We start from the raw sequence: 23,057 nt of genomic DNA on the forward strand, positions 1-23,057 counted from the left end.
GAGCTGTTGCCGGACAACTTCGGAAACTGGCTGGTCCTCGTCGAGCAGCGTGCGTTCTCCGCGGAGGACTTCTCCTGAGATGCTGACCGGATGGACATCACGGTCGACCCGGTTGGACTGACGCCGCCGTACGAGCAGGTGCGCTCCCAGCTCGAGGCGCTGATCCGCGCCGGCGAGCTGGCCCGCGGGACCCGTCTGCCCACTGTCCGGCAGCTGTCGCTGGACCTCGGGCTGGCGGTCAACACGGTGGCCCGCGCGTACAAGGAACTGGAGGCCGATCAGCTGGTGGAGACGCGCGGCCGCAACGGCACGTTCGTGCTCGCGTCCCGCAGCCAGATCAACGACGCGGCAACCCGCGCGGCCGCCGTCAAGCTGGCTCAGGCCGCCCGCGAGGCCGGCCTGTCGTTCGCCGAGGCCACAGAGATCCTTCAGCGCGCCTGGTAACTGACGCGCGGGACGGCGATGACGTCGCCACCGTCCTGCGAGATTACGTGTGCAGGCCGGCCTGCTCCAGCTCGGTTTGTAGTGCCTCCGGGTGCAGGTGGCGGCGGTGTGGGAGGTACCAGGTGCCGTCGAGCTGTACGGCGTCAGCTGTCGGCTCGGGGGTTTCCTGGTAGCAGATGCCGGTGCGGGCGTCGTACCGGAAACCGTTCTCGTAGACGCGCTCCGGGTTGTACACGGCCGTCGACAGGACGTAGTAGCCGTTCAGGCGGTCGCGTACGGCGGCGAGGACCTTGGCTCGGTCGGTGTCGGTGACGATCGACTGCAGGCAGTAGCTGTCCAGCACCACGTCGTACCGCTTGCTCCCAGACGGCAGCGCGCACACGTCCTGCACGCTGAAGTTGACCTGCACGCCCCGCTCTCGCGCGAATCGCCGTGCCAGCTCGATCGCCTCCGGGATCAGGTCGATCGCGTCGACCCGAAACCCCCGCTCCGCCAGGAAACAAGCCGCCGGTCCCGTTCCACACCCGTACTCCAGCACCTCGCCCGCAGTTGGCAGGCGGTCGAGAACGCTTTCGAGGAACGCGCGGTTCGGGAAGTCGTCGAATGTCCAGCGCTCGCCGTGCAGGTCGTTCCACTGCGTCAGGCCTTCCCGTTGGAGCTGTTGGTAGGCCGCCTGATGCTCTGCGTAGTAGTACCTCACGCGGCCTACTATGGCTGGCTGTTGTACGCCTGTGCACATGGGTTTTGGAGGGACGGGTATGGACGACGAGATCGAGCGGATCAAGGCGGAGGTGGAGGACGCGGCGTCCGATCCGGCCGCTCAGCAGGAGTGGATCCGGCAGTCCAACCTGATGTACGGCGGACTCGGCGCCGCCGGGCTCGTGGTGGTGCAGCCGTTCCTGACCGTGAAGCCGCTCGACCTGACCGCCACGATCTGCGTGGTCGCGTTCGCCGTCTCGATCCCGCTGCTGGCGGCGCTCCTCGTCCTGAACCTGCAGGAGGAGTACCGCCGCCGCGTGACCAGGTCGCGGCTCGTCTCCTTCGCCAAGGCGATCGCCCAGGGATCGGCCTTCGTCGGGGTCACGGCGGCGTTCTGGCACATCTCGATGATCGCGGGGATCGTCTTCGTCCTGGTCGCGTTCTTCGCGGTCGGCGTTCATTCCTCCGGGTACATGCAGCTCGAGTACGACGGGACGTTCCGGTCGAGGTTCCCGCGCCGCAAACCCTGACCCCTGTATCACCGTGGCCGGCCCGGGCTCCGCCTTGGTAGGGGGTGTTCGTTGGGGGCGCCGCTGCGTAAGGGGGAGTGATGGCTGACAGCATGACTGTGCTGCGGAAGGCAGGGCCGCCGGGGGTGAAGCGGAACATCGCGGTGCTGGGGGACGGGTTCACCGCGGTCGATCAGGTCGCGTACAACAACTGGGTGCAGACGACGCTGATCGACGGCGTCTTCGGGCACGACTACTACAGTGAGGACGCGTCGGGGTACAACATCTACCGGGTGAACCTGGACTCCGTCGATTCCGGAGTCAGCACCCGGACGTACGACGAGCACGGCACGCCGACCGACCCGTCGGACGACACGATCGCCTCGCAGACGATCCACGACACCGCGCTCGGGATGATCTTCAGCGGCTCCTGGGCGCACTGCTGGCTCGAGTACGGGACGGACACCGAGGCCCGGATCCAGGCCGCCCTGAACAAGTGGGTGCCGGACTGGAACGAGCTGCTCGTCGTACTCAACAATCCGAGCTACGGCGGCTGCGGGGGCGGCGGCCGGGCGCACGTGCCGATGGGCGTGAACTGGACCGTCATCGCGCACGAGTTCGGCCACGGAATCGGCGGCTTCGCGGACGAGTACTCGGCCGGCGGCGCGTACACCGGCGGCGAGCAGGGCTGGATCAACCTGACCACGATCACCGACCGCGCCACCACGAAGTGGGCGAACCTGATCGCGCCGAGCACCCCGCTGCCGACCGGGACCGGGTCGGCCGCGAACTACAACAACGGCCCGCGCCCGACCGACTGGAACAGCAACACCGACGTCGGCCTGTTCGAGGGCGGCGGTACGAACAACACGGGCATCTACCGCCCCGTCGAGAACTGCCGGATGAACAGCAACACACCGGAGTACTGCCCGGTCTGCTACACGTCGATCAAGACCGCCCGCGACCACGAGACCGAGCACACGTTCCGGAACGCGTACGACGGCCGCTTCTACGGCACCGGCCGCAGCGATCTGCTGCTGCACCACGGCACGTCGATCCAGCTGTTCCGCGCCGACGGGACCGCGCTCGAGCACAGCTTCAGCGCCGTCGAACGGGTCCCGGGATCGTGGCAGTTCATGCCGAACGACCAGGTGTACGTCGGCGACTTCGACGGCGACGGCACCGACGAGGTGGCGATCTTCAATGGCGTCGACTGGGTGATGCCGTACCTCGGCCTGCTGAAGTCCGACGGCGCCGGCGGCCTCCGGCTGGTCGCGCGCTACGACGGCGACATCCGCGGCTGGGGCGGTTTCGCGGCCCACGACCGCTTCCTGGTCGCCGACCTGAACGGCGACGGCCGCGACGACCTGGTGGTGGTGAACACCGACGACTGGTCGATGCCGTACGTCGGCCTGCTGCGCTCGACCGGCAACGGGTTCTGGGTCAGCCGGCGCTACGACGGCGATATCCCCGGCTGGGGCGGACTCGCCCGGCACGACGAGTTCTTCGTCGGTGACCTGACCGGCAACGGCAGCGACGACCTGGTGATCTTCAACGGCGACGACTGGTCGATGGCGTACGTCGGCCTGTTCAGCGCGAGCGCGTCCGGGTACTCGATGACCCACCGGTACGACGGCGACATCCCGGGCTGGGGCGGGCTGGCGCAGCACGACCAGCTGATCCTCGGCGACTTCGACGGCGACGGCAAGAGCGACGTGTTCGTGTTCAACGGCGTCGACTGGTCGATGGCGTACCTCGGCCTGTTCCGGTCCACCGGGTCCGGTCTGGCGTACGTGCACCGGCACGACGGCGACGTACCGGGGTGGGACGGGCTGGCGCGGCACGACCAGTTCTTCGCCGCGGACATCGACGGGACCGGGCGCTGCGACCTGTGGGCGTGGAACGACCAGGACTGGTCGACGGAGTACCTCGGCCGGATGCTCAGCTCGGGGACGGAACTGAAGGCCGACTACGTCGGCGACTGGGTGGGGGAGTGGAACCTCGGCGCGGCCGACCGGTTCGAGCCGGCCCGGATGACCGGGCGCAGCGGACAACCGCAGCTGTACGTCCACAACACCGACTGGTTCGGCGTCATCAACGGGCGCCGGGGGATCGTGCTCGATCGCATCTACTACCGCTGGATCCACAACTACCGCCACGGCCGGAACTGGTAAGGAGGCCGACAATGAAACAACCCAAAGGCACACAGACGGAACGGCCGGCATCGCGCGATCGCCGTCCGACCAAGAGTCCGGCCGGAGAGACGCGGCGCCAGCACGTCGCCGTACCGCCGCACGCAGGACCCACCAAGGGCGACCCTGCTCGACCCGATCCGACCCGCGCGGTGAAACCCGCGTTCAACCGGGAGGCGGCGAGCCGTGAGTCGGCGGAGCAGCAGCCGTCGGGTGGATACCCGGACCAGCAGGCTGCGCGCACCCGCCGTACCGGCGCTCCGGACGAGCAGTACGTCCGGCTCCGGATCCGGGTCCGGGGCGACCGTCTGACGGTCGTCGACAGCCACCTGGTCGACGGCCCGCTGGCCCAGTCGACGACGTTCCACGGGGCGGACGCGTACGAGGTCACGTACCACGACCGCCTGCTGCACGCGGGCACCGTCGCGGATCCGAACACGCAACGCTCGTTCCCGGTCCCCGACGGCCCCGAGGGCCACCACGTCACGCCCCGGGAGATCTACGAGTTCACCGCCCGTATTCCGGCGGCCGACGTCACTGCGGAATCCCGTACCGGCATCCAGGTCCGCCTGCACCACATCGACGAACCGACCAGCACCGTGCACCTGGGAGCCGCCCCGCTCGCAGCCCAGTTCGAGGGCCGCATGACACCGGTCGCCGAACTCGTAGGCCTTCCCGAATCCGCGCTCCCCGAGGCCATCGAAGCCCGCGGCGCCCGCACCGGCACCGGCCGCTAGGAACACCCAGTGGTATCCGGGGACAAGCAATGGCCTGTCCCCGGACACCATCGCCTGTGTCCGGTCGCGGCGGAAACGATTCCAACCGAGCTATGTACACGCTCTCGTGGGGTTGCTACATTCCCGGCAGATTTGACATCGATGTCAACCTCAGGGAGTGGTCGCGATGGTTTCGAGACGTGCGTTCCTGGCGGGTAGTGGCGCGGTGACGGCGGGGCTCGTCCAGCCCTTCGGATTGACCGCAGAAGCCGCAGTTTCATCGACGTCCGGCAGCCCCGCTCGGCTGCTGCCGGTGTTCAACCGCCCACGACACCTGGACTACGCCGACGTCAGCAAGCTCAGTGGGGAAGATCAGACCCTGCTGACAACGTTGCAAGGCGTCGTCAACCGTACCGAGCCGGAGTTGTACTTCATCTACGACACCGGGACCGCGAGCGTGCCGGACGCCAAGTGGCTGTCCGACATGCGCTTGCCGAAGAAGCTGTACAAGAACCCGCTGGACCTGGTCGCGAAGTACCGGAGCCGGGTCCGGGGCGCGATCGTGTACGACGACGCCGTACCGGACTCGCTGAACGTCGCCACGACGCTCGCCGGGCTGGAGAACTCCGTGGTCGCGAACGCGGACCAGGCGAAGGCGTACGGCCTGAAGATCGTGAAGGACCTGCGCGGGATGTTCGACAACGACCGGGTGAAGACGTACCGGTGGCAGCTCGACAACCTGTTCCCGCGGGTCAGCAAGCAGTTGCTCGCCGGCCTCCCGCCGACCAGGGTGGTCGACGTCGAGGGCGTGCAGTGGCTGGAGATCGCCCGCGAGACGCGGCAGATCCGCGACTCGTCGAACCGCGGTACCTACAACCTGGACGTCTCCGCCAAGCTCGGGAAGGAGGCCGTGTACGTCCGGTTCGGGGACTCGTTCACCGACGACGGCTGGGGTGCCTCGGTCCGGCACGTGGTGGTGACCGCGAACGGCACCGAGTTCGCCCGGTTCGAGCCGAATTCGCCGGAGGAGGCGCCGTACCTGTTCGACGGTTCGCACTCCTCGATCGGTGGCGAGGCCAACAGGTTCGCGGACGGCGGCAACTACTGGATCTACCGCTTCGCGCCACCGGCCGGTACGACGTCCCTCGTCGTCACGGTCGAGATGTGGAACCAGTACCTGGTCAGCGCCACCGACACGTCGCCGACCCGCGTCGAGCCGTTCCCGTACTTCCGCGACTACGTGGTCGCCACCAAGGCCCTGGTGAGCTGGCTACCACCCGGTGGCGCGACGGGCGACCTGCTGATCGAGCACTACGCGAAGTGGCCGACGCTGGCGCCGTACATGGGCTGGTTCGCGAACGACGTCTCCGGTGAGTGGGACGGTGTCGACCTGGCGTCGAAGGGCGGCTCGCCGGTGGTCGCGGCCGACTTCTACATGAACGGCACGGTGCACGCCGGCCTCGCCTCGCCGATCTCCGACAAGCCGCGTGCGCCCCGGCGGATCAGCAAGTCGCAGAACAAGGTCTACCTGACGCTGACGTTCGGCGAGGGCGACAACATCCAGTACTGCCAGCGCCGGCTGCGGGAGATCTGGGACGACCCGAAGCGCGGCGAAGTACCGACCAACTGGACGATCGACCCGCTGCTGGTCGAGACCGGTCCGAACATCTACAGCTACTTCCAGCGAACCGCGACCGCCAACGACCTGCTGGTCTGCGGACCGTCCGGCGCGGGCTACACCTATCCGGCGTCGTGGAAGCCCGACGAGCTCACGCAGTACCTGAAGATGTCGGGCTCCTTCATGCGACGTACCGGACTGGAGGAGGTGTACGCGTACAGCGGCCGGCAGAACAACACGTGGGTGCCGCTGTCCGAGGAGATCGCCAAGGGGTACGCCGACTACACGCCGACCAAGGGGATCGTGCAGACCTGGGACGGTGACACGCTCACCGCTCGGCAGGGCGGCATCCCGATCACCGGCGGCTGGGGCGCTCCCGGCAAGGCGGCCGAGTTCAAGGCCGCGCTCGACCAGCGGATCGCGGGCTGGGACGGCGCGAGCCCGCTGTTCATCTCCGGCCTGATCGGGGCCTGGTCGTGGTCCCCGTCCGACATGGCCGAGCTCGGCGCCCTGCTCAAGGATCCGTACGAGCTGATCCTCGCGAACAGCTTCTACGACCTCCTCAACCGGGTGCTGTAGGCAACCATCACCACTGGTGGGCGACGTCCACCACGAGACGGGTGTCCGAGCCCGGCCCCACAAGCGTGCACACGCGGAACGGGAGCCGGGCCCGGACGCCCAGCCCGATCGTCGAAGCAGACGTGCGGTCCCGCGCGGACCTCGGGCGATCGGTGACTGCGACGCTGTGGTGGACGCAGGGTGTTGAGAGTTGGTTGACTGCGTGGATGGCGCCTGACGAGTTGCTCGAGGTCTTCCACCGTCGCATCCGGCTTCCCGACGCGGACGCGATTCCGGGGTGGAAGCAGGAGCATGTCGGCCTGGTGCATCGTTCGTACGTCGAGGGCGCGGACGGCGGCGGGTTCGTCGAGGCGCCGCGGGGGCTCGGGGCCGACCCGGATGCGGTGATCGAGCAGGAGGTGGCATTCTTCCGGGAGCGCGGGCTGGCGTTCGAGTGGAAGACGTACGCCTACGACGAGCCGGCGGATCTGGGGGAGCGGCTCGAGCGGCACGGGTTCGTGCGGGACGAGCAGGAGACGCTGGTCCTCGGCGAGGTGGACCGGGTCGTCGCGCGGCCGTCGGCGCTGCCGTCGAAGGTCCGGGTGCGGGAGGCGCGCGGGCCGGAGGACTACGAGCGGATCGCCGTACTCACGGATTCGCTGTGGCACAACGGCATCGAGCGGATCGTCGAGCACCTGGCCGGCGAGGCGCGGATGTTCCCGGACCGGCTGTCGGTGTTCCTGGTCGAGGACGTGCTCACCGGCGGGCCGGTGGTGTCGGCCGCGTGGGTCCGGTTCCATCCCGGCACCGGGTTCGCCAGCCTGTGGGGCGGCGGCACGCTGCCGGAGTGGCGACGGCAGGGCCTGTACTCCGCTCTCCTCGTGCACCGCGCCCGCCTGGCGAAGGACCGCGGGTACGAGTTCCTCCGCGTCGACGCCTCCGAGGACTCCCGCCCCATCCTGCGGAAACTCGGGCTGCACGCGGTCACCGTTACAACGCCGTACCAATGGACGCCAGGGGCGTAGGGTGGACGCACAGGCACGCAGAACCCACCGCTCGGGTCCAGTTCCGGGCCGTTTCGCGGGGTTGTGTATGCGTGTGCGTCCAGGGGTGACGCGCGGAACGACCGGTCAACGCTGTACGTTGCCTGCATCATGGCCCTGAAAATCGCTTCCCGCTTCCGCCGGCTGCTGCAGCGCCCCGGCTCGATCGATCTCGGCCCGTACGAACGGCTCACCCAGCTGGTCGGCGAGGCCGAGGAATCGGTCCTCCCGCTGACCGACGAAGAGCTCACCGAGGCGGTCGCGGAGCTGCGCACCACCGGCGGGCTGCACGAGGACGAGCAGATCGAGTACCTGGCGCTGGCCCGGGACGCGGCCAAGCGGGCGATCGGCGAGCGTGCGTTCGACGGCCAGGTGGTCGGCGCGCTGGCGATGATGCAGGGCCGGATCGTCGAGATGGCGACCGGTGAGGGCAAGACGCTGGCCGGCGCGATCGCCGCCGCGGGGTACGCGCTCGGCGGCCGTAAAGTGCATGTGCTGGCGGTCAACGACTACCTGGCCAAGCGGGACGCCGACTGGATGGGCCCGGTGTACGAGCTGCTCGGCGTGACCGTGTCGCACGTCGGCCAGGCGTCCACGCCGGAGGAGCGGCGCGCGGCGTACCAGGCCGAGGTCTGCTACGTCCCGGTCAACGAGATCGGTTTCGACGTACTGCGGGACCGTCTGGTCACCGACGTCGCGGACCGGGTCACCGTCGAGGCGGACGTGGCGCTGGTCGACGAGGCCGACTCGGTACTGATCGACGAGGCCCGCGTGCCGATGGTGCTGGCCGGCGCGACCCGCAACGAGGCGCTCGACGACGACGTGGTCCAGCTGGTCCGGACGCTGCGCGCGGGCGTCGACTACGAGATCGACGGCGACGGCCGGACGGTCGCCCTCACCGACAAGGGCACCGACAAGGTCGAGGAAGCCCTGGACGGCATCAACCTGTACGACGACGAGAACCTCGACCGCCTGACCCAGGTGAACGTCGCGCTGCACGCGGAGGTGCTGCTGCGCAAGGACGTCGACTACCTGGTCCGCGACGGCAAGGTCAGCCTGATCAACAACAGCCGCGGCCGGATCGCGAAGCTGCAGCGCTGGCCTGACGGTCTGCAGGCTGCGGTGGAGGCGAAGGAGGCCGTCCCGGTCAGCGACTCCGGCGAGGTCCTGGACAGCATCACCGTCCAGTCGCTGATCAAGCGGTACAAGTCGCTGTGCGGGATGACCGGTACGGCGGTCGTCGTGGGCGAGTCGCTGCAGGAGTTCTACGAGGTCGACGTGGCCGTCGTACCGCCGAACACGCCGAACGTCCGCGAGGACGACCAGGACCGGCTGTACCTGACCGTCGACCAGAAGAACGAGGCGCTGGTCAAGCACATCGCCGAGGTGCACGAGACCGGGCGACCGATCCTGATCGGTACGCACAGCGTCGAGGAGTCCGAGCAGCTCAGCGACAAGCTCGAGGCCGCCGAGATCCCGCACGTGGTGCTGAACGCCAAGAACGACGCCGAGGAGGCCGGGATCATCGCCGAGGCCGGCGTACCGGGGACGGTGACCGTGTCGACGCAGATGGCCGGCCGCGGTACGGACATCCGGCTCGGCGGCAAGGACGAGACGCACGACAAGGAGAAGGCGCTCGAGCTGGGCGGCCTGTACGTGATCGGCAGCGGCCTGCACGCGTCCCGGCGGCTCGACGACCAGCTGCGCGGCCGCGCCGGCCGGCAGGGTGACCCGGGCGGCACGCTGTTCTTCGCGTCGCTCGCCGACGAGCTCGTCACGCGGTACTCCGTGTCGTCCGGCCTGCGCCCGCACCCCGACGACACCGGCCGGCTCACGGACCGCAAGTCGATCGGCATGCTCGAGCACGCGCAGCGGGTCGCCGACGGCGCGAACGCCGAACTGCACCGGACCACGTGGCAGTACAACCGGCTGACCGGGCAGCAGCGCGCGATCCTGCTGGAGACCCGCGAGAAGGTGCTGACCGAGGACCTCGCCGCGACCGAGCTCTCCGAGCGGGCCAAGGAGCGGTACGACGAACTCGTCGACGAGGTCGGTGAGGACGTCGTGAAGAGCGCCGCGCGGCGGATCGCGCTGGGGCACCTGGACCGGCGCTGGACCGACCACCTGGCGTACCTGGCCGACCTGCGCGAGGGCATCCACCTGCGGTCGCTGGCCGGCGGGATCGTGCACCTGAAGCCGATCGACGAGTTCAACAAGTCCGCGATCGCGTCGTTCGAGACGCTGATCGAGGACTCCTGGAAGGACGCGGCCGAGACGTTCGGCGAGGCCGAGATTACCGGCGAGGGCCTGGACGAGGAGGCCAGCGGGATCCCGCGGCCGACCGCGACCTGGACGTACCTGGTGAACGACAACCCGTTCGGCACCGAGGCGGACCGGATCCTCGGCCGGCTCCGGAACGCGATCAAGCCGGAGTCCCACGCCGAACCCGAGGAGATCCTCGCGGAGCAGTTCGCCGAGGACGACCTCCCGGAGGAGTTGCGGGACGCCGACGATCTCCCGGAGGAGTTGCGGGACGCGGACGACGACGCCGATGAGGCGGACGAGAAGAAGAAGGACTGAGACTTTGGTCTAGGGGTGGACAGCCGTCGGCTCGATGCGGGCCGACGGCGTGCTGGGCGAACCTCAGTTCATGCCCACCCACCGCGGCCCCTGGCTACTCGTCGTCGACATCGGTATCCCGCTCGCCCTGTACTACGGTCTCAAGGCCCTCGGGGCGAGCGACCTGACCGCACTGCTCGTCGGCGTCATCCCAGGACTGATCAGTTCGGCCGTGTCCCTGGTGCGCACCCGCCGTACCGATCTGGTCGGGATGGCTGTGGTGATCAGCATGGTGGCGAGTTCGGTGATCGCGGTGGCGGGCGGTGACGCGCGGCTGCTGCTGGTCCGGAACGCGTGGATCAGCCTGCCGTTCGCGGGCATCACGTTGTGGTCGCTGCGGCACCCGCAACCGCTCACGTACGTCGTCACCCGCTCGATGTTCGCGCCCCGGGCGGCCCTGATGGACGAGCTCTGGGAGTCCGACGAGCGGTTCCGGAACGCCTGGAAGTGGATCACCGTGTGGTGGGGGATCGCGACGATCGTCGACGGCGTGGTCCGGATCGGCGTCTCGTACACGTTGCCGATCTCCGTCGTACCGGCCACCGACCCGGTGATCACGATCGTGACCATCGTCGTGCTGCAGGTCCCGACGACGGTGCTGCTGCGGCGGAGCGGAACGTGGCACCGCGTGTTCGCCCCGCGGCGTCCTACAGTCGGGTGAGTGACGGACTACACAACGCAGGACCGCATGCGCGAGCTGATCGACGGCGGCGAGGCGAAGCCGATGCTCGTCGGGATGGAGGTCGGCCCGACCTTCTACGACGGCCGGTGGTGGTACGTCCCGGTCGAGGCCGCGGAGGACGCCGACTACCGGCCTGCCGACCCGGAGCAGGCGGAGAGCTTCGACAAGCTCAGTCGGCGCGCCGAGGCCGTCGACCGGGTCCAGGCTGAACTGGACGAGCGGCGATGAGCCCGCGGGCCGAACGCCGAGAGCCTGGCCAGGACGAACTGGTCGCCGCTCAACAGGTGGTCGACCTGTTCGCCACCGAGGCCCTGCGGGCCTTGGACCGGTACGAGCAGTCCTTCCCCGCGGACGCGCCGGACAGGGCACGGCGTACGGCGGATCGGCTCGCTCACTGGTGGCGGAGGCTCGGGCTGGACGACGTACGGCTGGACCGTGCGGGCACCGACGCCGAGCAGATCCTGGCGAAGGCCGCCGAGTTGTCGCTGGATCCGGACAACAGGTGGGGCGTCAGCCTCCAGGAGGCGGCCGGCGCGGGGCGTTCGCGCGGCAGACGAGAGCCACGTCGGCGTACTTCGTGTACAGCCTGGGGGTGGATCTCACCGGGGCTCCGCTCTGGGCCGACCTGGCGATGAGAACACCCGCGCTCGCGCTGTACCTCAAGGAAACCCGCGACACCTGGCGCGACCACGCCCAGGCCGTCGCCTCCCGGCTCGATCCCGCGGAGGCCCAGCTCCGATCCGTCCGCCATGACCTGCTCGACCCGCTGGCCACCCCGCACCCCGCCCCCCGCCGAGACGCCCGCCGCCACCCGCCGAGACGCCCGCGCCCTGAGCAACGCCCCGACCCGCCGACCACAAGCCGGCCTTTGAGTGGTTCACCCCTGAACTGGCCCGTTCACCTCCTGCATACAGCCAGCTAACGGTCCACTTCAGAGGTGAACCACTCGTACGACGGCAGCCTCACATGGACCACGCGGGCCGATGGCCGAGGTTGACGTTGCCCACCTGGTCGGGGGACTGGGTAGGCCGCGTGCTGCGAAGGGTGTCGGTGTGGCTGGATAGGGTGCTGGGGTGAGTGATGGGTTGTTCGATCTTCCTGGTACGCCGGTGCCTGCTCGTGGGGGCGGGAGCCTCTCGGACGTGGACCATACGGCGGCTCCGCTGGCCGTGCGGATGCGGCCGCGGAGTCTTGGCGAGTTGGTCGGGCAGCAGCATCTGCTGGCGCCGGGATCGCCGCTGCGCAGGCTGGTGGAGGGCGACCAGCCGATGTCGCTGCTGCTGTGGGGACCGCCGGGGACCGGGAAGACCACGATCGCGGCCGTCGTCTCGCATCAGACCAACCGGAAGTTCGTCGAGCTGTCGGCGGTGACGGCCGGGGTCAAGGACGTACGGCAGGTGATCGACGGCGCGCGGCGGGATCTGGCACGGCCGGGTGGTGCGGTCGAGACCGTGTTGTTCATCGACGAGGTGCACCGGTTCACCAAGGCGCAGCAGGACGCGCTGCTGCCCGGCGTGGAGAACCGCTGGGTGACGCTCGTCGCCGCGACCACGGAGAACCCGTTCTTCTCGGTCATCTCACCGCTTCTGTCTCGTAGCCTGCTCCTCACGCTGGAGTCGCTGACCGACGACGACATCTCGCTCCTCCTGGACCGGGCGCTGTCCGACGAGCGCGGACTGAACGACGAGTTCGAGCTGGCCGCGGACGCCCGCGCGCACCTGCTCCGGATGGCCGGCGGAGACGCCCGCCGAGCCCTCACCTACCTGGAAGCCGCCGCCGGCGGAGCCCGCGCCAAGCACGACCAGGCGATGAAGCTCGAGGCCGCGACACGGCACGAGCCAACCCCCCGAAGCGGCCCGATGGCCGAGCCGACCACACCCAGCCGCACGACAACACCACCCGAGCCCGCAGCCCCACCCATCCCGGCGACCACGCCCGTCCCGGCGGAGGCGAGCGGCCCGGGCGGCTCGGCGGATGCAAGCGGCCCGGCGGACGCGACGGCCCCGACCGGCTCGGCGGACGCGAGTAGTTCGACCGGACTGACCGGCTCGGCGGACGCGAGTAGCTTGACCGGACTGACCGGCTCGGCGGATGCGGCCGATGCGACGGATCCGGCCGGGGCGGTGGCTGGCGGGCGGCCGGCCGACTCGGCTAGCCCGGGTGCGGACGGCTCGGTTGTACGCGCCGGGGATTCGCCGACTCCGTCGGCGGGTGAGGGGGGTGTGCCTCGGCGGGCGTTGATCGACCTCGTGACGTTGGAGACGGCTGTTGATCGGGCTGCGGTGCGGTATGACCGGGCGGGGGATCAGCACTACGACGTGGCGTCGGCGTTGATCAAGTCGATCCGGGGGTCGGACGTGGACGCGGCGATGCACTACCTGGCGCGGATGATCGAGGCGGGGGAGGACCCGCGGTTCATCGCCCGGCGGCTGGTGATCTCCGCGAGCGAGGACATCGGGATGGGCGATCCGACCGCGCTCGGGGTCGCGGTCGCGGCGGCCGAGGCGGTGCAGCTGATCGGGATGCCCGAGGCGCGGATCAACCTCGCCCAGGCGGTCGTCACGCTCGCGCTGGCGCCGAAGTCCAACGCGGTGATCATGGCCGTGGACGCGGCGATCGCGGACGTGAAGGCGGGCAAGGTCGGCCCGGTCCCGCCGCACCTGCGGGACGCGCACTACTCCGGCGCGAAGAAGCTCGGCCACGGCTCGTCGTACCAGTACTCGCACGACGACCCGCGCGGCGTCCTCCCGCAGCAGTACGCGCCGGACGTGATCGACGGCACCGACTACTACAAACCCACCCGCCGCGGCGGCGAAGCGTCGTACGCCGACCGCGTAACCGCCATCCGCAAGATCCTCCGCGACCGCCCCTGACCACCGACAAACCCCACCCGACCGCGACCGCCCCCGCGTTCGCCCCCGCGTTCGCCCCCGCGATCGCGCCGCGACCAACCGGCGGATGACCCACGGACGACCCCGCGATCGCCCTCGCGGACGACCCACGAACGGCCCCGCCGGGTGACCCCGCGATCGCTCCGCGGACGCCCCGCGATCGCCCCGCGACCAACCGGCGGATGACCCACGGACGACCCCGCGATCGCCCTCGCGGACGACCCACGAACGGCCCCGCCGGGTGACCCCGCGATCGCCCCGCGGACGCCCCGCGATCGCCCCGCGGGCGATCGGCGAATGAGCCGGGCGGGGGACCACGTGGCCTGGGCGGTGGCGAGTGGGGATTGGGACGCGATCGCCGGACGGTTCGCGCTGGGCGCCACGGTGAGGTTTGTCGGCGTAGCGGTCGGACCGTTCGAAGGTCGGACGGTGATTGCGGCGGCGGGCCGCGTGAATGCGCCGGACGAGAGCGTTTGAACGGGTCGACGACGGCGGTCAGGTGGCGCGTTTTCGCTGGTCGGGGAGGGGGAGGCGGGTCGATGGAGCTGCGCTGGGCGCCGGACGGAACCGTTCAGGCACAGACAGTGAACTTCGATTGAGGCGCTCAGATCGGTAGGCTGCTGGACGGCCTGGGGTGAAAGGTTCGGTTGTGAGGCAGTCCAGTCCGCGGCATGTCCGTCGGCGTCCGCCGGTGCTGAAGTTGGGTGCCGGCGCAGCAGGTGTCGTGCTGCTCGCCGGTTTTCTGTACCTCGGTCCGCTCGGGTCGCACGATCCGGCGCAAACGCCGTCTGCGCGGTCGACGCCGAGCGTCGAGCGCACCGCCGGTACGTCGAGATCCACTACCCGGCCGTCGCTCCCGGTCGGCAGACCGTTGCACCCGCTCAGCACCCCGTCCCCCACCCGCACCGACCTCGCACCCCCTTGGGTCACGACGGAGCCGGGCCCGGGCCGGCCCGCACCCGAGTCGTCATCGACGACCACCGGCGGGACGTCGGCAAGCCCAACAACCACCAACCCGAGCACCAGCCCGAGCACCAGCCCGAGCACCAGCCCGAGCCAGAGCCCGAGCCAGAGCCCGAGCGCGAGCTCCAAGCCGACCCCGAAGCCGACCTCACCACGGCCGACCACAACCCCGACGACGGCCCCGACGACCACTCCACCGACCAGCTCACCGACGACCGTTCCACCAACCACCACACCGACGCCCTCGACCCCGACCACCACACCGAGCACGACGCCGACCACCACACCGAGCACGACACCCGCCACCACACCCACCACCACAGCCAGCACCACATCGACCACCACACCGGCGACGCCGGCCACTCCCGGGCTCGCCGGAACGCGCCGTATTCAAGGGATCACCGAGTGGTTGGCCGGGTTTGGTGAGCGACTGTGATGTGCGGGATGGTGTCCTGGAGCGGAGTGCGGTATGGCCGCGCGATAAGGTCGGGCGGTCCATAAGGTGACATAGGGTCGCACGAGGTCGCTACGGAAGGCGGAGCGTTTCCATGAGCGTCGGTGAAGTCGCGGGGCTGATAGCCGCCTGCGCGCTGCTCATCTTGGTGGGCCTGCTGGCCTATCCGATCCTGAAGCTCGGCAAGGTGTTCGACGAGACCCGGATCATGGTGAAGGGCGTCTCCGACTCCAGTGTCCCGCTGCTCGGCGAGGTGACCACCACGGTGGCCACGACCAACGCCCAGCTGGCGAAGGTGGACACGATCACCGACAACGCGACCACGGTGACCACCAATGCGGCCGCGCTGATGTCGCTGTTCTCGGCCACCGCCGGCGGTCCGCTGGTGAAGGCGGCCGCGTTCACGTACGGCGTCCGCCGGGCGCTCGGCGAGCAGCAGCGCAAGGATGTCACCAAGCGCGTCAAGGAAGAGATGAAGGCCGAGCGGAAGGCGCGGAAGCGGTGAAGCGGATCTTCTGGCTGATCATCGGGATCGCCGTCGGCGTGTACGCCGTCACCAGGCTGAAGAAGAAGGCTCAGATCCTCGCTCCGGAGAGTGTCCAGGAGTCCGCGGCCAAGCTGGCCGCCGCGGTCCGGCACTTCGGCGACCAGGTCCGCGAGGGCATGGCCGAGCGGGAGACCGAGCTGCGCGACGCGCTCGGCATCGAGAACACCAACGATCGTGAGGACTACCGGTAACACCCATGGAAACCAGTGAGATCAGGCGGCGGTTCCTGCAGTACTTCGAGGACCGCGGCCACACCGTGGTGCCGAGCGCGCCACTGCCGTCGCCGGACCCGAACCTGCTGTTCAACGTGGCCGGTATGGCCCAGTTCGTGCCGTACTTCGTCGGCCAGCAGACGCCGCCGTTCGCGCGCGCGACCAGTGTGCAGAAGTGCGTCCGGACGCTCGACATCGAAGAGGTCGGCAAGACCACTCGGCACGGCACGTTCTTCCAGATGAACGGCAACTTCTCGTTCGGCGACTACTTCAAGGAAGACGCCGTCAAGTTCGCCTGGGAGCTGGTCACCAAGCCGCAGAACGAGGGCGGCTACGGCTTCGACGAGTCCGTCCTCTACGCCTCGGTGTACTACGAGGACGACGAGGCGATCGACATCTGGAAGCGGGTCGCTGGGCTGCCGGACGACCGGATCGTCCGGCTCGGCATGAAGGACAACTTCTGGTCGATGGGCATCCCGGGCCCCTGCGGCCCGTGCTCGGAGATCCTGATCGACCGCGGCCCGGAGTTCGGCGCCGACCGGGACTGGGAGGCGGGCGACCGCTACCTGGAGTTCTGGAACCTGGTCTTCATGCAGAACGTCCGCGGTGAGGGCGGCGGCAAGGACGGCTACCCGATCCTCGGCGAGCTGCCGAAGAAGAACATCGACACCGGCCTCGGCCTGGAGCGGGTGGCGTACCTGCTGCAGGGCGTCGACAACATGTACGAGATCGACGAGATCTACCCGGTGATCGAGAAGGCGTCCGAGCTGAGCGGCCGCAAGTACGGCGCCGAGCAGGTCGACGACGTCCGCTTCCGGGTGATCGCGGACCACGTCCGGAGCGCGCTGATGCTGATCGGCGACGGTGTCACGCCGGGCAACGAGCAGGGCGGGTATGTACTGCGCCGGCTGCTCCGCCGCGCGATCCGGTCGATGCGGCTGCTCGGGTACGAGGACCCCAGCCTGGTCGAGCTGCTCCCGGTGAGCCTGGAGCAGATGAAGAAGTCGTACCCGGAGCTGGTCACCGACTTCGGCCGGATCAGCCAGATCGCGTACGCCGAGGAGGAGGCGTTCCGCCGGACGCTGACCGCCGGTACGACGATCTTCGACGTCGCGGTCAAGGAGACCAAGGCCGGCGGGGCGCACCAGCTGGAGGGCTCGAAGGCGTTCCAGCTGCACGACACGTACGGCTTCCCGATCGACCTGACCGTCGAGATGGCGGCCGAGCAGGGCCTGCAGGTCGACACCGAGGGTTTCAAGAGCCTGATGAAGGAGCAGCGCGAGCGGGCCAAGGCCGACGCGCGCGCCAAGAAGGCCGGTCACGCGGACACCTCGGGCTACCGGGAGCTCCGCGAGAAGGGCGTCACCGAGTTCACCGGCTACCAGGAGCTGTCGACGGACTCGCAGGTCCGCGGCCTGCTCCGGGACGGTGCGGTGGCGCCGTTCGCCGAGCAGGGCGAGACCGTCGAGGTGGTGCTCGAGAAGACCCCGTTCTACGCCGAGTCCGGCGGTCAGATCGCGGACGAGGGGCTGATCGTCGGCGACGGCCTGAAGCTCAACGTGCTGGACGTGCAGCGGCCGGTGAAGGGCCTGATCGTGCACCGGGTCGAGGTCCTCGAGGGCGTGCTGCGTCCCGGGACCGACGTGCACGCCGAGGTCGACCACGACTGGCGGATCTCGGCCTGCCAGGCGCACTCCGGTACGCACGTCGTGCACGCCGCGCTCCGCCAGGTGCTCGGCCCGAACGCGTTGCAGAGCGGTTCGTACAACAAGCCCGGCTACCTGCGGCTCGACTTCGCCTGGTCCTCGGCGCTCGACCCGGCCACCCGGTCGGAGATCGAGGAGGTCGCGAACCTCGCGGTCCGCAAGGACCTGCCGGTGTCCGCGCAGTACATGACGTTGCCGGAGGCCCGCGAGTGGGGCGCGCTGGCGCTGTTCGGCGAGACGTACGACGAGCAGGTCCGGGTCGTCGAGATCGGCGGCCCGTGGTCACGTGAGCTCTGCGGTGGTACGCACGTGAAGCACTCGTCGCAGGTCGGCGCGCTGACCATCACCAGTGAGTCCTCGGTCGGCGCCGGCGTTCGGCGGATCGAGGCACTCGTCGGCATGGAGGCGCTGCACTACCTCGGCAAGGAGCGGGCACTGGTCCGGCTGCTCAGCGAGAACCTGAAGACTCGGCCGGAGGAGCTGCCGGCGAAGGTCGCCGACCTGTCGGAGCGGCTGCGGGCCGCCGAGAAGGAGCTCGAGCGGGTGCGCGCCGCGCAGGTGCTGCAGGCCGCCGCCGAGCTGGCGGGCAACCCGAAGGACGTCTTCGGCGTCCAGTACGTCGGCCACCGGGCGCCGGACGGCGTGAGCGGCGGGGACCTGCGCAAGCTGGCCCTCGATGTCCGCGGCCGGATGGGGAACGACAAACCGGTCGTGGTCGCGATGCTGAGTGTGAACGACGGCAAGCCCGGTGTGGTGGTCGCGCTGAACGACACCGCCCGCGAGTGGCGGCTGAAGGCCGGCGACCTGGTCCGGATCGCGGCCGAGAAGCTCGGCGGCCGGGGCGGGGGCAAGGACGACGTCGCGCAGGGTGGCGGCACGGACGCCGCCGGTGCCGACGACGCGCTGAGCGCCGTCGAGCACGCCATCGGGCACCAGGTCACGGGCTAGATCCATGAGGTACCGCTGATGAGACGCGGCGTGCGGATCGCGCTGGACATCGGAGACGCCCGGATCGGCGTCGCCAGCAGCGATCCGCACGGCATCCTGGCCACGCCTGTGGAGACGGTCCGACGTGGACCGGGCGATCTGGGTAGGATCGCGGAACTCGCCGCCGAACTGGAGGCGTTCGAGATCGTGGTCGGGCTGCCGCGTTCCCTGTCCGGGGGCGAGGGGCCGGCCGCGGTGAAGATCCGGGAGACGGCGGAGCAGGTGCTGGACAAGGTGCACGAGACGAACACGGGGACGACGGTGCGGCTGGTCGACGAGCGGTTCACCACGGTCACCGCCGAGCGGATGTTGCGGGAACGGGGAAAGAAGGGCAGCAAACGGCGGGCTGTGGTCGACCAGGCCGCGGCGGTCGTTATTCTCCAGCACGCGCTCGACTTCGAGCGCGAGACCGGCAACCCACCCGGGAGGCCCCTGTGAACGGACCATCGGTGGACGCGGACTTGAACGAGAACGAGGGCCTGAGCGAAGGCCCGGAGCAGCGTGCCGACGGCGCCGACGCCGATCTGGGCAGCGGCCTCGGGCTCCGGGCCGAGACCCGCGTCGAGCGACGGGCCAGTCGTCGCCGGTCCCGTGGCCGCCGGGCGTTCGGCTGTTTCGCCGGCCTGATCTCCCTGCTGGTCGTCGGAGCGATCGTGGCCGGCGCGGTGGTCGGCTTCGGCAAGGGCAAGGACGCGCTGGCGGGCGTGTTCTCCGCGCCGGACTACCAAGGTCAGGGCACCGGCACCGTGGTCGTCGAGATCACCAACGGCCAGAGTTCCTCGTCGATCGCGGACACCCTGGAGAAGAAGGAAGTCGTGAAGAGCGCCCGCGCCTTCGAGCGGGTGGCCCGTGACGATCCGCGGTCGCTGCAGCTCCAGGCCGCGACGTACACGCTGCACAAGCACATGTCCGCGAAGGCCGCGCTCGACCTGATGCTGAACACGCAGCTGTCGGTGCTGGTGACCCGGATCAGCGTCCCGGCCGGGAAGACCAAGGCCGAGGTCGCGATGATCCTGCAGGGCTCGAAGATGAAGCTGCCCGCCGGTGCGGCCGCGACCGCGCTGGGCAAGCCGGCCATGCTCGGTCTGCCGGCGTACGCGCACGCCAATGCCGAGGGCTTCCTGTTCCCGGGGACGTACGACATCCCGAAGAACGCCACGGCGTACACGATGCTCAAGCTGATGACGGCCAACTACGCGAAGACGGCCGGCTCGCTGGACCTGGAGAAGGCCGCGACCCACAAGGGCCTGGATCCGTACCAGGCGGTGATCGTGGCGAGCATCATCGGCGCCGAGACCAATCGTCAGCAGGACTACGCGAAGGTCGCGCGGGTGATCTACAACCGGCTTTCGGCCGGGATGAAGCTGCAGATGGACTCGACGATCCACTACGTGGTCGGCAAGAACGGCGGCGTCTTCACCACCCCCGAGCAGCGGAACAACCCGTCGCCGTACAACACCTACAAGTTCAAGGGCCTGCCGCCGACGCCGATCAACTCGCCGACCCGCGACGAGCTGAGCGCGGCGATCAACCCGGCCCAGGGGTCCTGGCTGTACTTCACGTTGATCAACCTGGACACCGGCGAGACCGCGTTCGCGAGCACCTCCGCCGAGCACCAGGCGAACGTCAAGAAGCTGCAGACCTGGTGCCAGGCCCACAAGGGCCGTTGCTGACATGACTGTGTTGAATTGCCGGTTGAATTGCCGCGCTTCCGGCACGGCGGGGTCACGGGGCTTGGGCTCCCGTCCTTCCCTCGTTGCTCCGGTCGTCAGTCCAGGACGGGAGGCCCCGTGACCCGTTGCGCGGTGCTCGGGTCGCCGATTGCGCATTCGTTGTCGCCGGCGATGCATCGGGCCGCGTACGCGGCGCTCGGGCTTGACTGGACGTACGACGCGTTCGAGGTCGAGGAGGCCGCGCTGCCGGCCTTCGTGGCGTCCCTGGGTCCGGACGTCCGCGGGCTGTCGCTGACGATGCCGCTGAAACGCATCGCGCTCGACCTCGCGGACACGGTCGATCCGGTCGCGGAGCTGATCGGCGCGGCGAACACGATGCTGTTCGAGCCGGACGGATCCCGGTCCGTCCACAACACCGACGTACCGGGGCTGGTGAACGCGTTCGCCGAGCAGGGCATCACCGCGGCCGAGACCGCGGTCGTCCTGGGCGGGGGCGCGACGGCCGCGTCGACGCTGGCGGCGCTGCGCGGGATGGGGGTCAGCGAGGTCACGGTCGTGGTGCGGGACGTCGCGAAGGCCGAGCGGCTGCGGGACCTGGCAGCGGAGTTGGGACTCCGTACGTCGGTCGCGGACTTCTCCCAGGTCGAACAGATCGGCGGCTTCGACCTGTGCGTGTCGACGCTGCCCGGTGGTGCGGTGGACCCCTGGGCGGAGCATTTCGCCGGGGTGGCGCCGGTGGTGTTCGACGTCGCGTACCACCCGTGGCCGACCCGGCTCGCGATCGCGGCGCACCGGATCGGTACAGAGCTGTTGAACGGACTTGACCTGCTCGTGCATCAGGCGACCCTCCAGGTGGAGATGATGACGGGTAGGTCGCCGGCTCCTCTGGCGGCCATGAGAACTGCTGCTCGTGAGGAGCTGGGGGATCGTGAGCCTGCTTGACCGTCGTACTGTTCTGATCGCCGGTGCCGCCGTCACACTGGCCGGCTGCGGCAACGAGAAGAAGAACGCAGGCGGGACGACGAGCCCGTCGCAGACGCCTACCAGTTCCACGTCGGCGCCGACGCCGACCACCTCCGCACCCAGCAGCACCGCACCGAGCAAAACCGCGTCGAGCAGCACCGCACCCGGCACCACCGCGGTCCCGGGCTCCACGACGCCGAGCTCCACGCCAACCACCCCGAACACGTCGGCGCCGACGCTGACCTCGACCGCGCCCAACTGGAACAGCTTCTCCCGTTCGCTGACGGGCCGGCTCTACCTGTCCGCGACCCCCGGGTACGCGGCCGCGCACCAGCTGTTCAACCCGCGCTGGGACGCCGTCCGCCCGACGGCCGTCGTGAAGGCCGCGAACGCGTCCGACGTCCAGAAGGCGATCAACTTCGCCCGCGCCAACAGACTCGTCCTGGTGCCGAAGAGCGGCGGCCACTCGTACGTCGGCGCGTCCACGATCGCGAACGGTATGCAGGTCGACGTCGGTGGCCTGAGGAGCATGAGCTACTCGAACGGCGTGCTCACCGTCGGCGCCGGCGCCCGGCTGTACGACGTACACGCGTTCCTCGACCGGTACGGGCGTTCGCTGCCGACCGGTACCTGCCCGACCGTCGGTGTCGCCGGGCTGACCCTCGGCGGCGGGATGGGGATCCACACCCGAACGTACGGCCTGACCTGCGACCGGGTCGTGTCGATGGGCGTGTTCACCGCGGACGGGAAGTCGCACAACGTCAGCGCGTCGTCGGAGCCCGACCTGTTCTGGGCGCTGCGTGGCGGCGGTGGCGGCAACTTCGGCGTGGTCACGTCGTTCCGGTTCAGCACGATCCCCGCGACCAGGCTCGGGTTCTTCCGGCTGACCTGGCCGGAGTCGCAGGCGGCGGCGGTGGTCCGCGGCTGGCAGAAGTTCGCGCAGACCGCGCCGGCCACGGCCTGGGGAAACCTGCACATCGATGCCAAGAGCAACGGAACGCTGTCGATCCACGTGCTCGGCGTCTCCACCACCGGCAACGCGAACGCTGCCGCCGCGCAGCTCGAGTCGTTCGTCGGGGCGAGGGCGTCGGCGCGGACGATCTCGGTGAAGTCGCACCTGGAGGCGGTGAAGTACCTCGGCGGCGGTACGACGAGTCCGCGGCAGGGCTTCCTCGCCGGTTCCGACGTACTCAAGGGGCCGATGAATGCGGCCGCGATCACGGCCCTGCTCGGTGCGGTGAAGGCGGCGGCGCGGGCCGGGACACCGGCGTCAGCGATCCTCGACCCGCTCGGCGGGCAGGCGGCGAAGCAGCCGGCTGGTGGTTCCTCGTGGCCGTGGCGGAGCGCGCTGGGCACGGTGCAGTGGTATTCCTCGTCGCAGAACAGCGGCGCGCGGACCTTCATCGCGAACGGTCACCGCGCGGTCCGCTCGTACTCGGCCGGCGCCTACGTGAACTACCTCGAGGCCGGACGTCCGGTCAGCGCGTACTACGGCGCCAGCGCGGCGAAGCTGCATGCCGCGAAGAAGAAGTACGACCCGACCAACTTCTTCCACACCCCGTACACCCTCGCGTAGTTAGT

Annotated in this window: 21 protein-coding genes; 19 read left to right on the forward strand and 2 right to left on the reverse strand. The window is 69.5% G+C overall.

All coding sequences use genetic code 11. The features are described 5' to 3' along the window. The first annotated feature begins 90 nt into the window (after window positions 1-90). Window positions 91-444, forward strand: coding sequence for a GntR family transcriptional regulator (locus JOF29_RS16045; protein WP_209694992.1), 354 nt, complete (start codon window positions 91-93; stop codon window positions 442-444). Between the two features lie 43 nt (window positions 445-487). Here JOF29_RS16045 and JOF29_RS16050 read toward each other — a convergent pair whose 3' ends face one another. After that, entirely contained in the window at window positions 488-1,144 is a 657-nt protein-coding gene (locus tag JOF29_RS16050) for a class I SAM-dependent methyltransferase (RefSeq protein WP_209694993.1), read from the reverse strand. A gap of 58 nt (window positions 1,145-1,202) precedes the next feature. Between JOF29_RS16050 and JOF29_RS16055 the strand changes: the two genes are divergently transcribed. The 4 genes from JOF29_RS16055 to JOF29_RS16070 all read left to right on the forward strand — a co-directional run bounded on the left by JOF29_RS16055 (window position 1,203) and on the right by JOF29_RS16070 (window position 6,757). Further along, window positions 1,203-1,673: a hypothetical protein gene (locus tag JOF29_RS16055; RefSeq protein WP_209694994.1), complete on the forward strand. Its 471-nt coding sequence runs from the start codon at window positions 1,203-1,205 to the stop codon at window positions 1,671-1,673. A gap of 80 nt (window positions 1,674-1,753) precedes the next feature. Further along, window positions 1,754-3,826 carry a M64 family metallopeptidase gene (locus tag JOF29_RS16060; protein WP_209694995.1) on the forward strand — a complete coding sequence of 691 codons (2,073 nt, stop codon included), beginning with the start codon at window positions 1,754-1,756 and terminating at the stop codon, window positions 3,824-3,826. 11 nt (window positions 3,827-3,837) lie between these two features. Continuing rightward, complete coding sequence (locus tag JOF29_RS16065; protein WP_209694996.1) at window positions 3,838-4,581, forward strand: hypothetical protein; 744 nt, start codon at window positions 3,838-3,840, stop codon at window positions 4,579-4,581. A gap of 166 nt (window positions 4,582-4,747) precedes the next feature. Further along, window positions 4,748-6,757 (forward strand): GxGYxYP domain-containing protein, encoded by a 2,010-nt coding sequence (locus JOF29_RS16070; RefSeq protein WP_209694997.1) that lies wholly within the window; start codon window positions 4,748-4,750, stop codon window positions 6,755-6,757. Window positions 6,758-6,764: 7 nt separating this feature from the next. Here the strand turns inward: JOF29_RS16070 and JOF29_RS46275 are convergent, their stop codons facing one another. After that, a complete protein-coding gene (locus JOF29_RS46275; RefSeq protein WP_425557254.1) occupies window positions 6,765-7,004 on the reverse strand; it encodes an AMIN-like domain-containing (lipo)protein in 240 nt (79 codons plus the stop codon). On the opposite strand from JOF29_RS46275, the gene JOF29_RS16075 reads away from it, so the two are divergent. From JOF29_RS16075 to JOF29_RS16145, 14 genes are all read left to right on the forward strand, one after another. Then, window positions 6,964-7,761 carry a GNAT family N-acetyltransferase gene (locus tag JOF29_RS16075; protein ID WP_209694998.1) on the forward strand — a complete coding sequence of 266 codons (798 nt, stop codon included), beginning with the start codon at window positions 6,964-6,966 and terminating at the stop codon, window positions 7,759-7,761. The genes JOF29_RS46275 and JOF29_RS16075 overlap by 41 nt on opposite strands. 129 nt (window positions 7,762-7,890) lie before the next feature. Then, complete coding sequence (gene secA2, locus JOF29_RS16080) at window positions 7,891-10,359, forward strand: accessory Sec system translocase SecA2 (RefSeq protein WP_209694999.1); 2,469 nt, start codon at window positions 7,891-7,893, stop codon at window positions 10,357-10,359. Window positions 10,360-10,429: 70 nt separating this feature from the next. Then, on the forward strand, window positions 10,430-11,059 hold the full coding sequence (locus tag JOF29_RS16085; RefSeq protein ID WP_209695000.1) for a VC0807 family protein: 630 nt from the start codon (window positions 10,430-10,432) through the stop codon (window positions 11,057-11,059). Beyond that, window positions 11,060-11,308 (forward strand): hypothetical protein, encoded by a 249-nt coding sequence (locus JOF29_RS16090; protein ID WP_209695001.1) that lies wholly within the window; start codon window positions 11,060-11,062, stop codon window positions 11,306-11,308. Further along, on the forward strand, window positions 11,305-11,715 hold the full coding sequence (locus JOF29_RS16095) for a hypothetical protein (protein WP_209695002.1): 411 nt from the start codon (window positions 11,305-11,307) through the stop codon (window positions 11,713-11,715). Before JOF29_RS16090 ends, JOF29_RS16095 begins: the two co-directional genes overlap by 4 nt. Window positions 11,716-12,153: 438 nt before the next feature. Continuing rightward, window positions 12,154-13,953, forward strand: coding sequence for a replication-associated recombination protein A (locus JOF29_RS43150; protein ID WP_307863375.1), 1,800 nt, complete (start codon window positions 12,154-12,156; stop codon window positions 13,951-13,953). 939 nt (window positions 13,954-14,892) lie between these two features. Continuing rightward, complete coding sequence (locus JOF29_RS16110) at window positions 14,893-15,360, forward strand: hypothetical protein (RefSeq protein WP_209695003.1); 468 nt, start codon at window positions 14,893-14,895, stop codon at window positions 15,358-15,360. A gap of 122 nt (window positions 15,361-15,482) precedes the next feature. Next, window positions 15,483-15,893 (forward strand): DUF948 domain-containing protein, encoded by a 411-nt coding sequence (locus JOF29_RS16115; RefSeq protein WP_209695004.1) that lies wholly within the window; start codon window positions 15,483-15,485, stop codon window positions 15,891-15,893. Further along, window positions 15,890-16,126 (forward strand): DUF6167 family protein, encoded by a 237-nt coding sequence (locus JOF29_RS16120; protein WP_209695005.1) that lies wholly within the window; start codon window positions 15,890-15,892, stop codon window positions 16,124-16,126. Before JOF29_RS16115 ends, JOF29_RS16120 begins: the two co-directional genes overlap by 4 nt. 5 nt (window positions 16,127-16,131) lie before the next feature. Then, on the forward strand, window positions 16,132-18,801 hold the full coding sequence (gene alaS / locus JOF29_RS16125) for an alanine--tRNA ligase (RefSeq protein WP_209695006.1): 2,670 nt from the start codon (window positions 16,132-16,134) through the stop codon (window positions 18,799-18,801). Window positions 18,802-18,819: 18 nt separating this feature from the next. After that, window positions 18,820-19,278 (forward strand): Holliday junction resolvase RuvX, encoded by a 459-nt coding sequence (gene ruvX, locus JOF29_RS16130; RefSeq protein ID WP_209695007.1) that lies wholly within the window; start codon window positions 18,820-18,822, stop codon window positions 19,276-19,278. A gap of 11 nt (window positions 19,279-19,289) precedes the next feature. Beyond that, window positions 19,290-20,513 carry an endolytic transglycosylase MltG gene (mltG, locus tag JOF29_RS16135; protein ID WP_307863377.1) on the forward strand — a complete coding sequence of 408 codons (1,224 nt, stop codon included), beginning with the start codon at window positions 19,290-19,292 and terminating at the stop codon, window positions 20,511-20,513. Between the two features lie 117 nt (window positions 20,514-20,630). Then, window positions 20,631-21,455: a shikimate dehydrogenase gene (locus tag JOF29_RS16140; protein WP_209695008.1), complete on the forward strand. Its 825-nt coding sequence runs from the start codon at window positions 20,631-20,633 to the stop codon at window positions 21,453-21,455. Further along, complete coding sequence (locus JOF29_RS16145; protein ID WP_307863378.1) at window positions 21,442-23,052, forward strand: FAD-binding protein; 1,611 nt, start codon at window positions 21,442-21,444, stop codon at window positions 23,050-23,052. Before JOF29_RS16140 ends, JOF29_RS16145 begins: the two co-directional genes overlap by 14 nt. Window positions 23,053-23,057: the final 5 nt, after the last annotated feature.

Origin of the sequence: Kribbella aluminosa, from assembly GCF_017876295.1 — a bacterium.
In the GTDB taxonomy this organism is placed as follows: Bacteria; Actinomycetota; Actinomycetes; order Propionibacteriales; family Kribbellaceae; genus Kribbella; species Kribbella aluminosa.

What these genes read in the sequence shown, in the direction of transcription:
- JOF29_RS16115 (WP_209695004.1), top strand. Translation starts at nt 15,483, where the DNA reads ATGAGCGTCGGTGAAGTCGCGGGGCTGATAGCCGCCTGCGCGCTGCTC.
- JOF29_RS16065 (WP_209694996.1), top strand. Translation starts at nt 3,838, where the DNA reads ATGAAACAACCCAAAGGCACACAGACGGAACGGCCGGCATCGCGCGAT.
- JOF29_RS16055 (WP_209694994.1), top strand. Translation starts at nt 1,203, where the DNA reads ATGGACGACGAGATCGAGCGGATCAAGGCGGAGGTGGAGGACGCGGCG.
- JOF29_RS46275 (WP_425557254.1), bottom strand. Translation starts at nt 7,004, where the DNA reads ATGCGACGGTGGAAGACCTCGAGCAACTCGTCAGGCGCCATCCACGCA.
- secA2 (WP_209694999.1), top strand. Translation starts at nt 7,891, where the DNA reads ATGGCCCTGAAAATCGCTTCCCGCTTCCGCCGGCTGCTGCAGCGCCCC.
- JOF29_RS16085 (WP_209695000.1), top strand. Translation starts at nt 10,430, where the DNA reads ATGCCCACCCACCGCGGCCCCTGGCTACTCGTCGTCGACATCGGTATC.
- JOF29_RS16075 (WP_209694998.1), top strand. Translation starts at nt 6,964, where the DNA reads ATGGCGCCTGACGAGTTGCTCGAGGTCTTCCACCGTCGCATCCGGCTT.
- alaS (WP_209695006.1), top strand. Translation starts at nt 16,132, where the DNA reads ATGGAAACCAGTGAGATCAGGCGGCGGTTCCTGCAGTACTTCGAGGAC.
- JOF29_RS16045 (WP_209694992.1), top strand. Translation starts at nt 91, where the DNA reads ATGGACATCACGGTCGACCCGGTTGGACTGACGCCGCCGTACGAGCAG.
- JOF29_RS16070 (WP_209694997.1), top strand. Translation starts at nt 4,748, where the DNA reads ATGGTTTCGAGACGTGCGTTCCTGGCGGGTAGTGGCGCGGTGACGGCG.
- JOF29_RS16095 (WP_209695002.1), top strand. Translation starts at nt 11,305, where the DNA reads ATGAGCCCGCGGGCCGAACGCCGAGAGCCTGGCCAGGACGAACTGGTC.
- JOF29_RS16060 (WP_209694995.1), top strand. Translation starts at nt 1,754, where the DNA reads ATGGCTGACAGCATGACTGTGCTGCGGAAGGCAGGGCCGCCGGGGGTG.
- ruvX (WP_209695007.1), top strand. Translation starts at nt 18,820, where the DNA reads ATGAGACGCGGCGTGCGGATCGCGCTGGACATCGGAGACGCCCGGATC.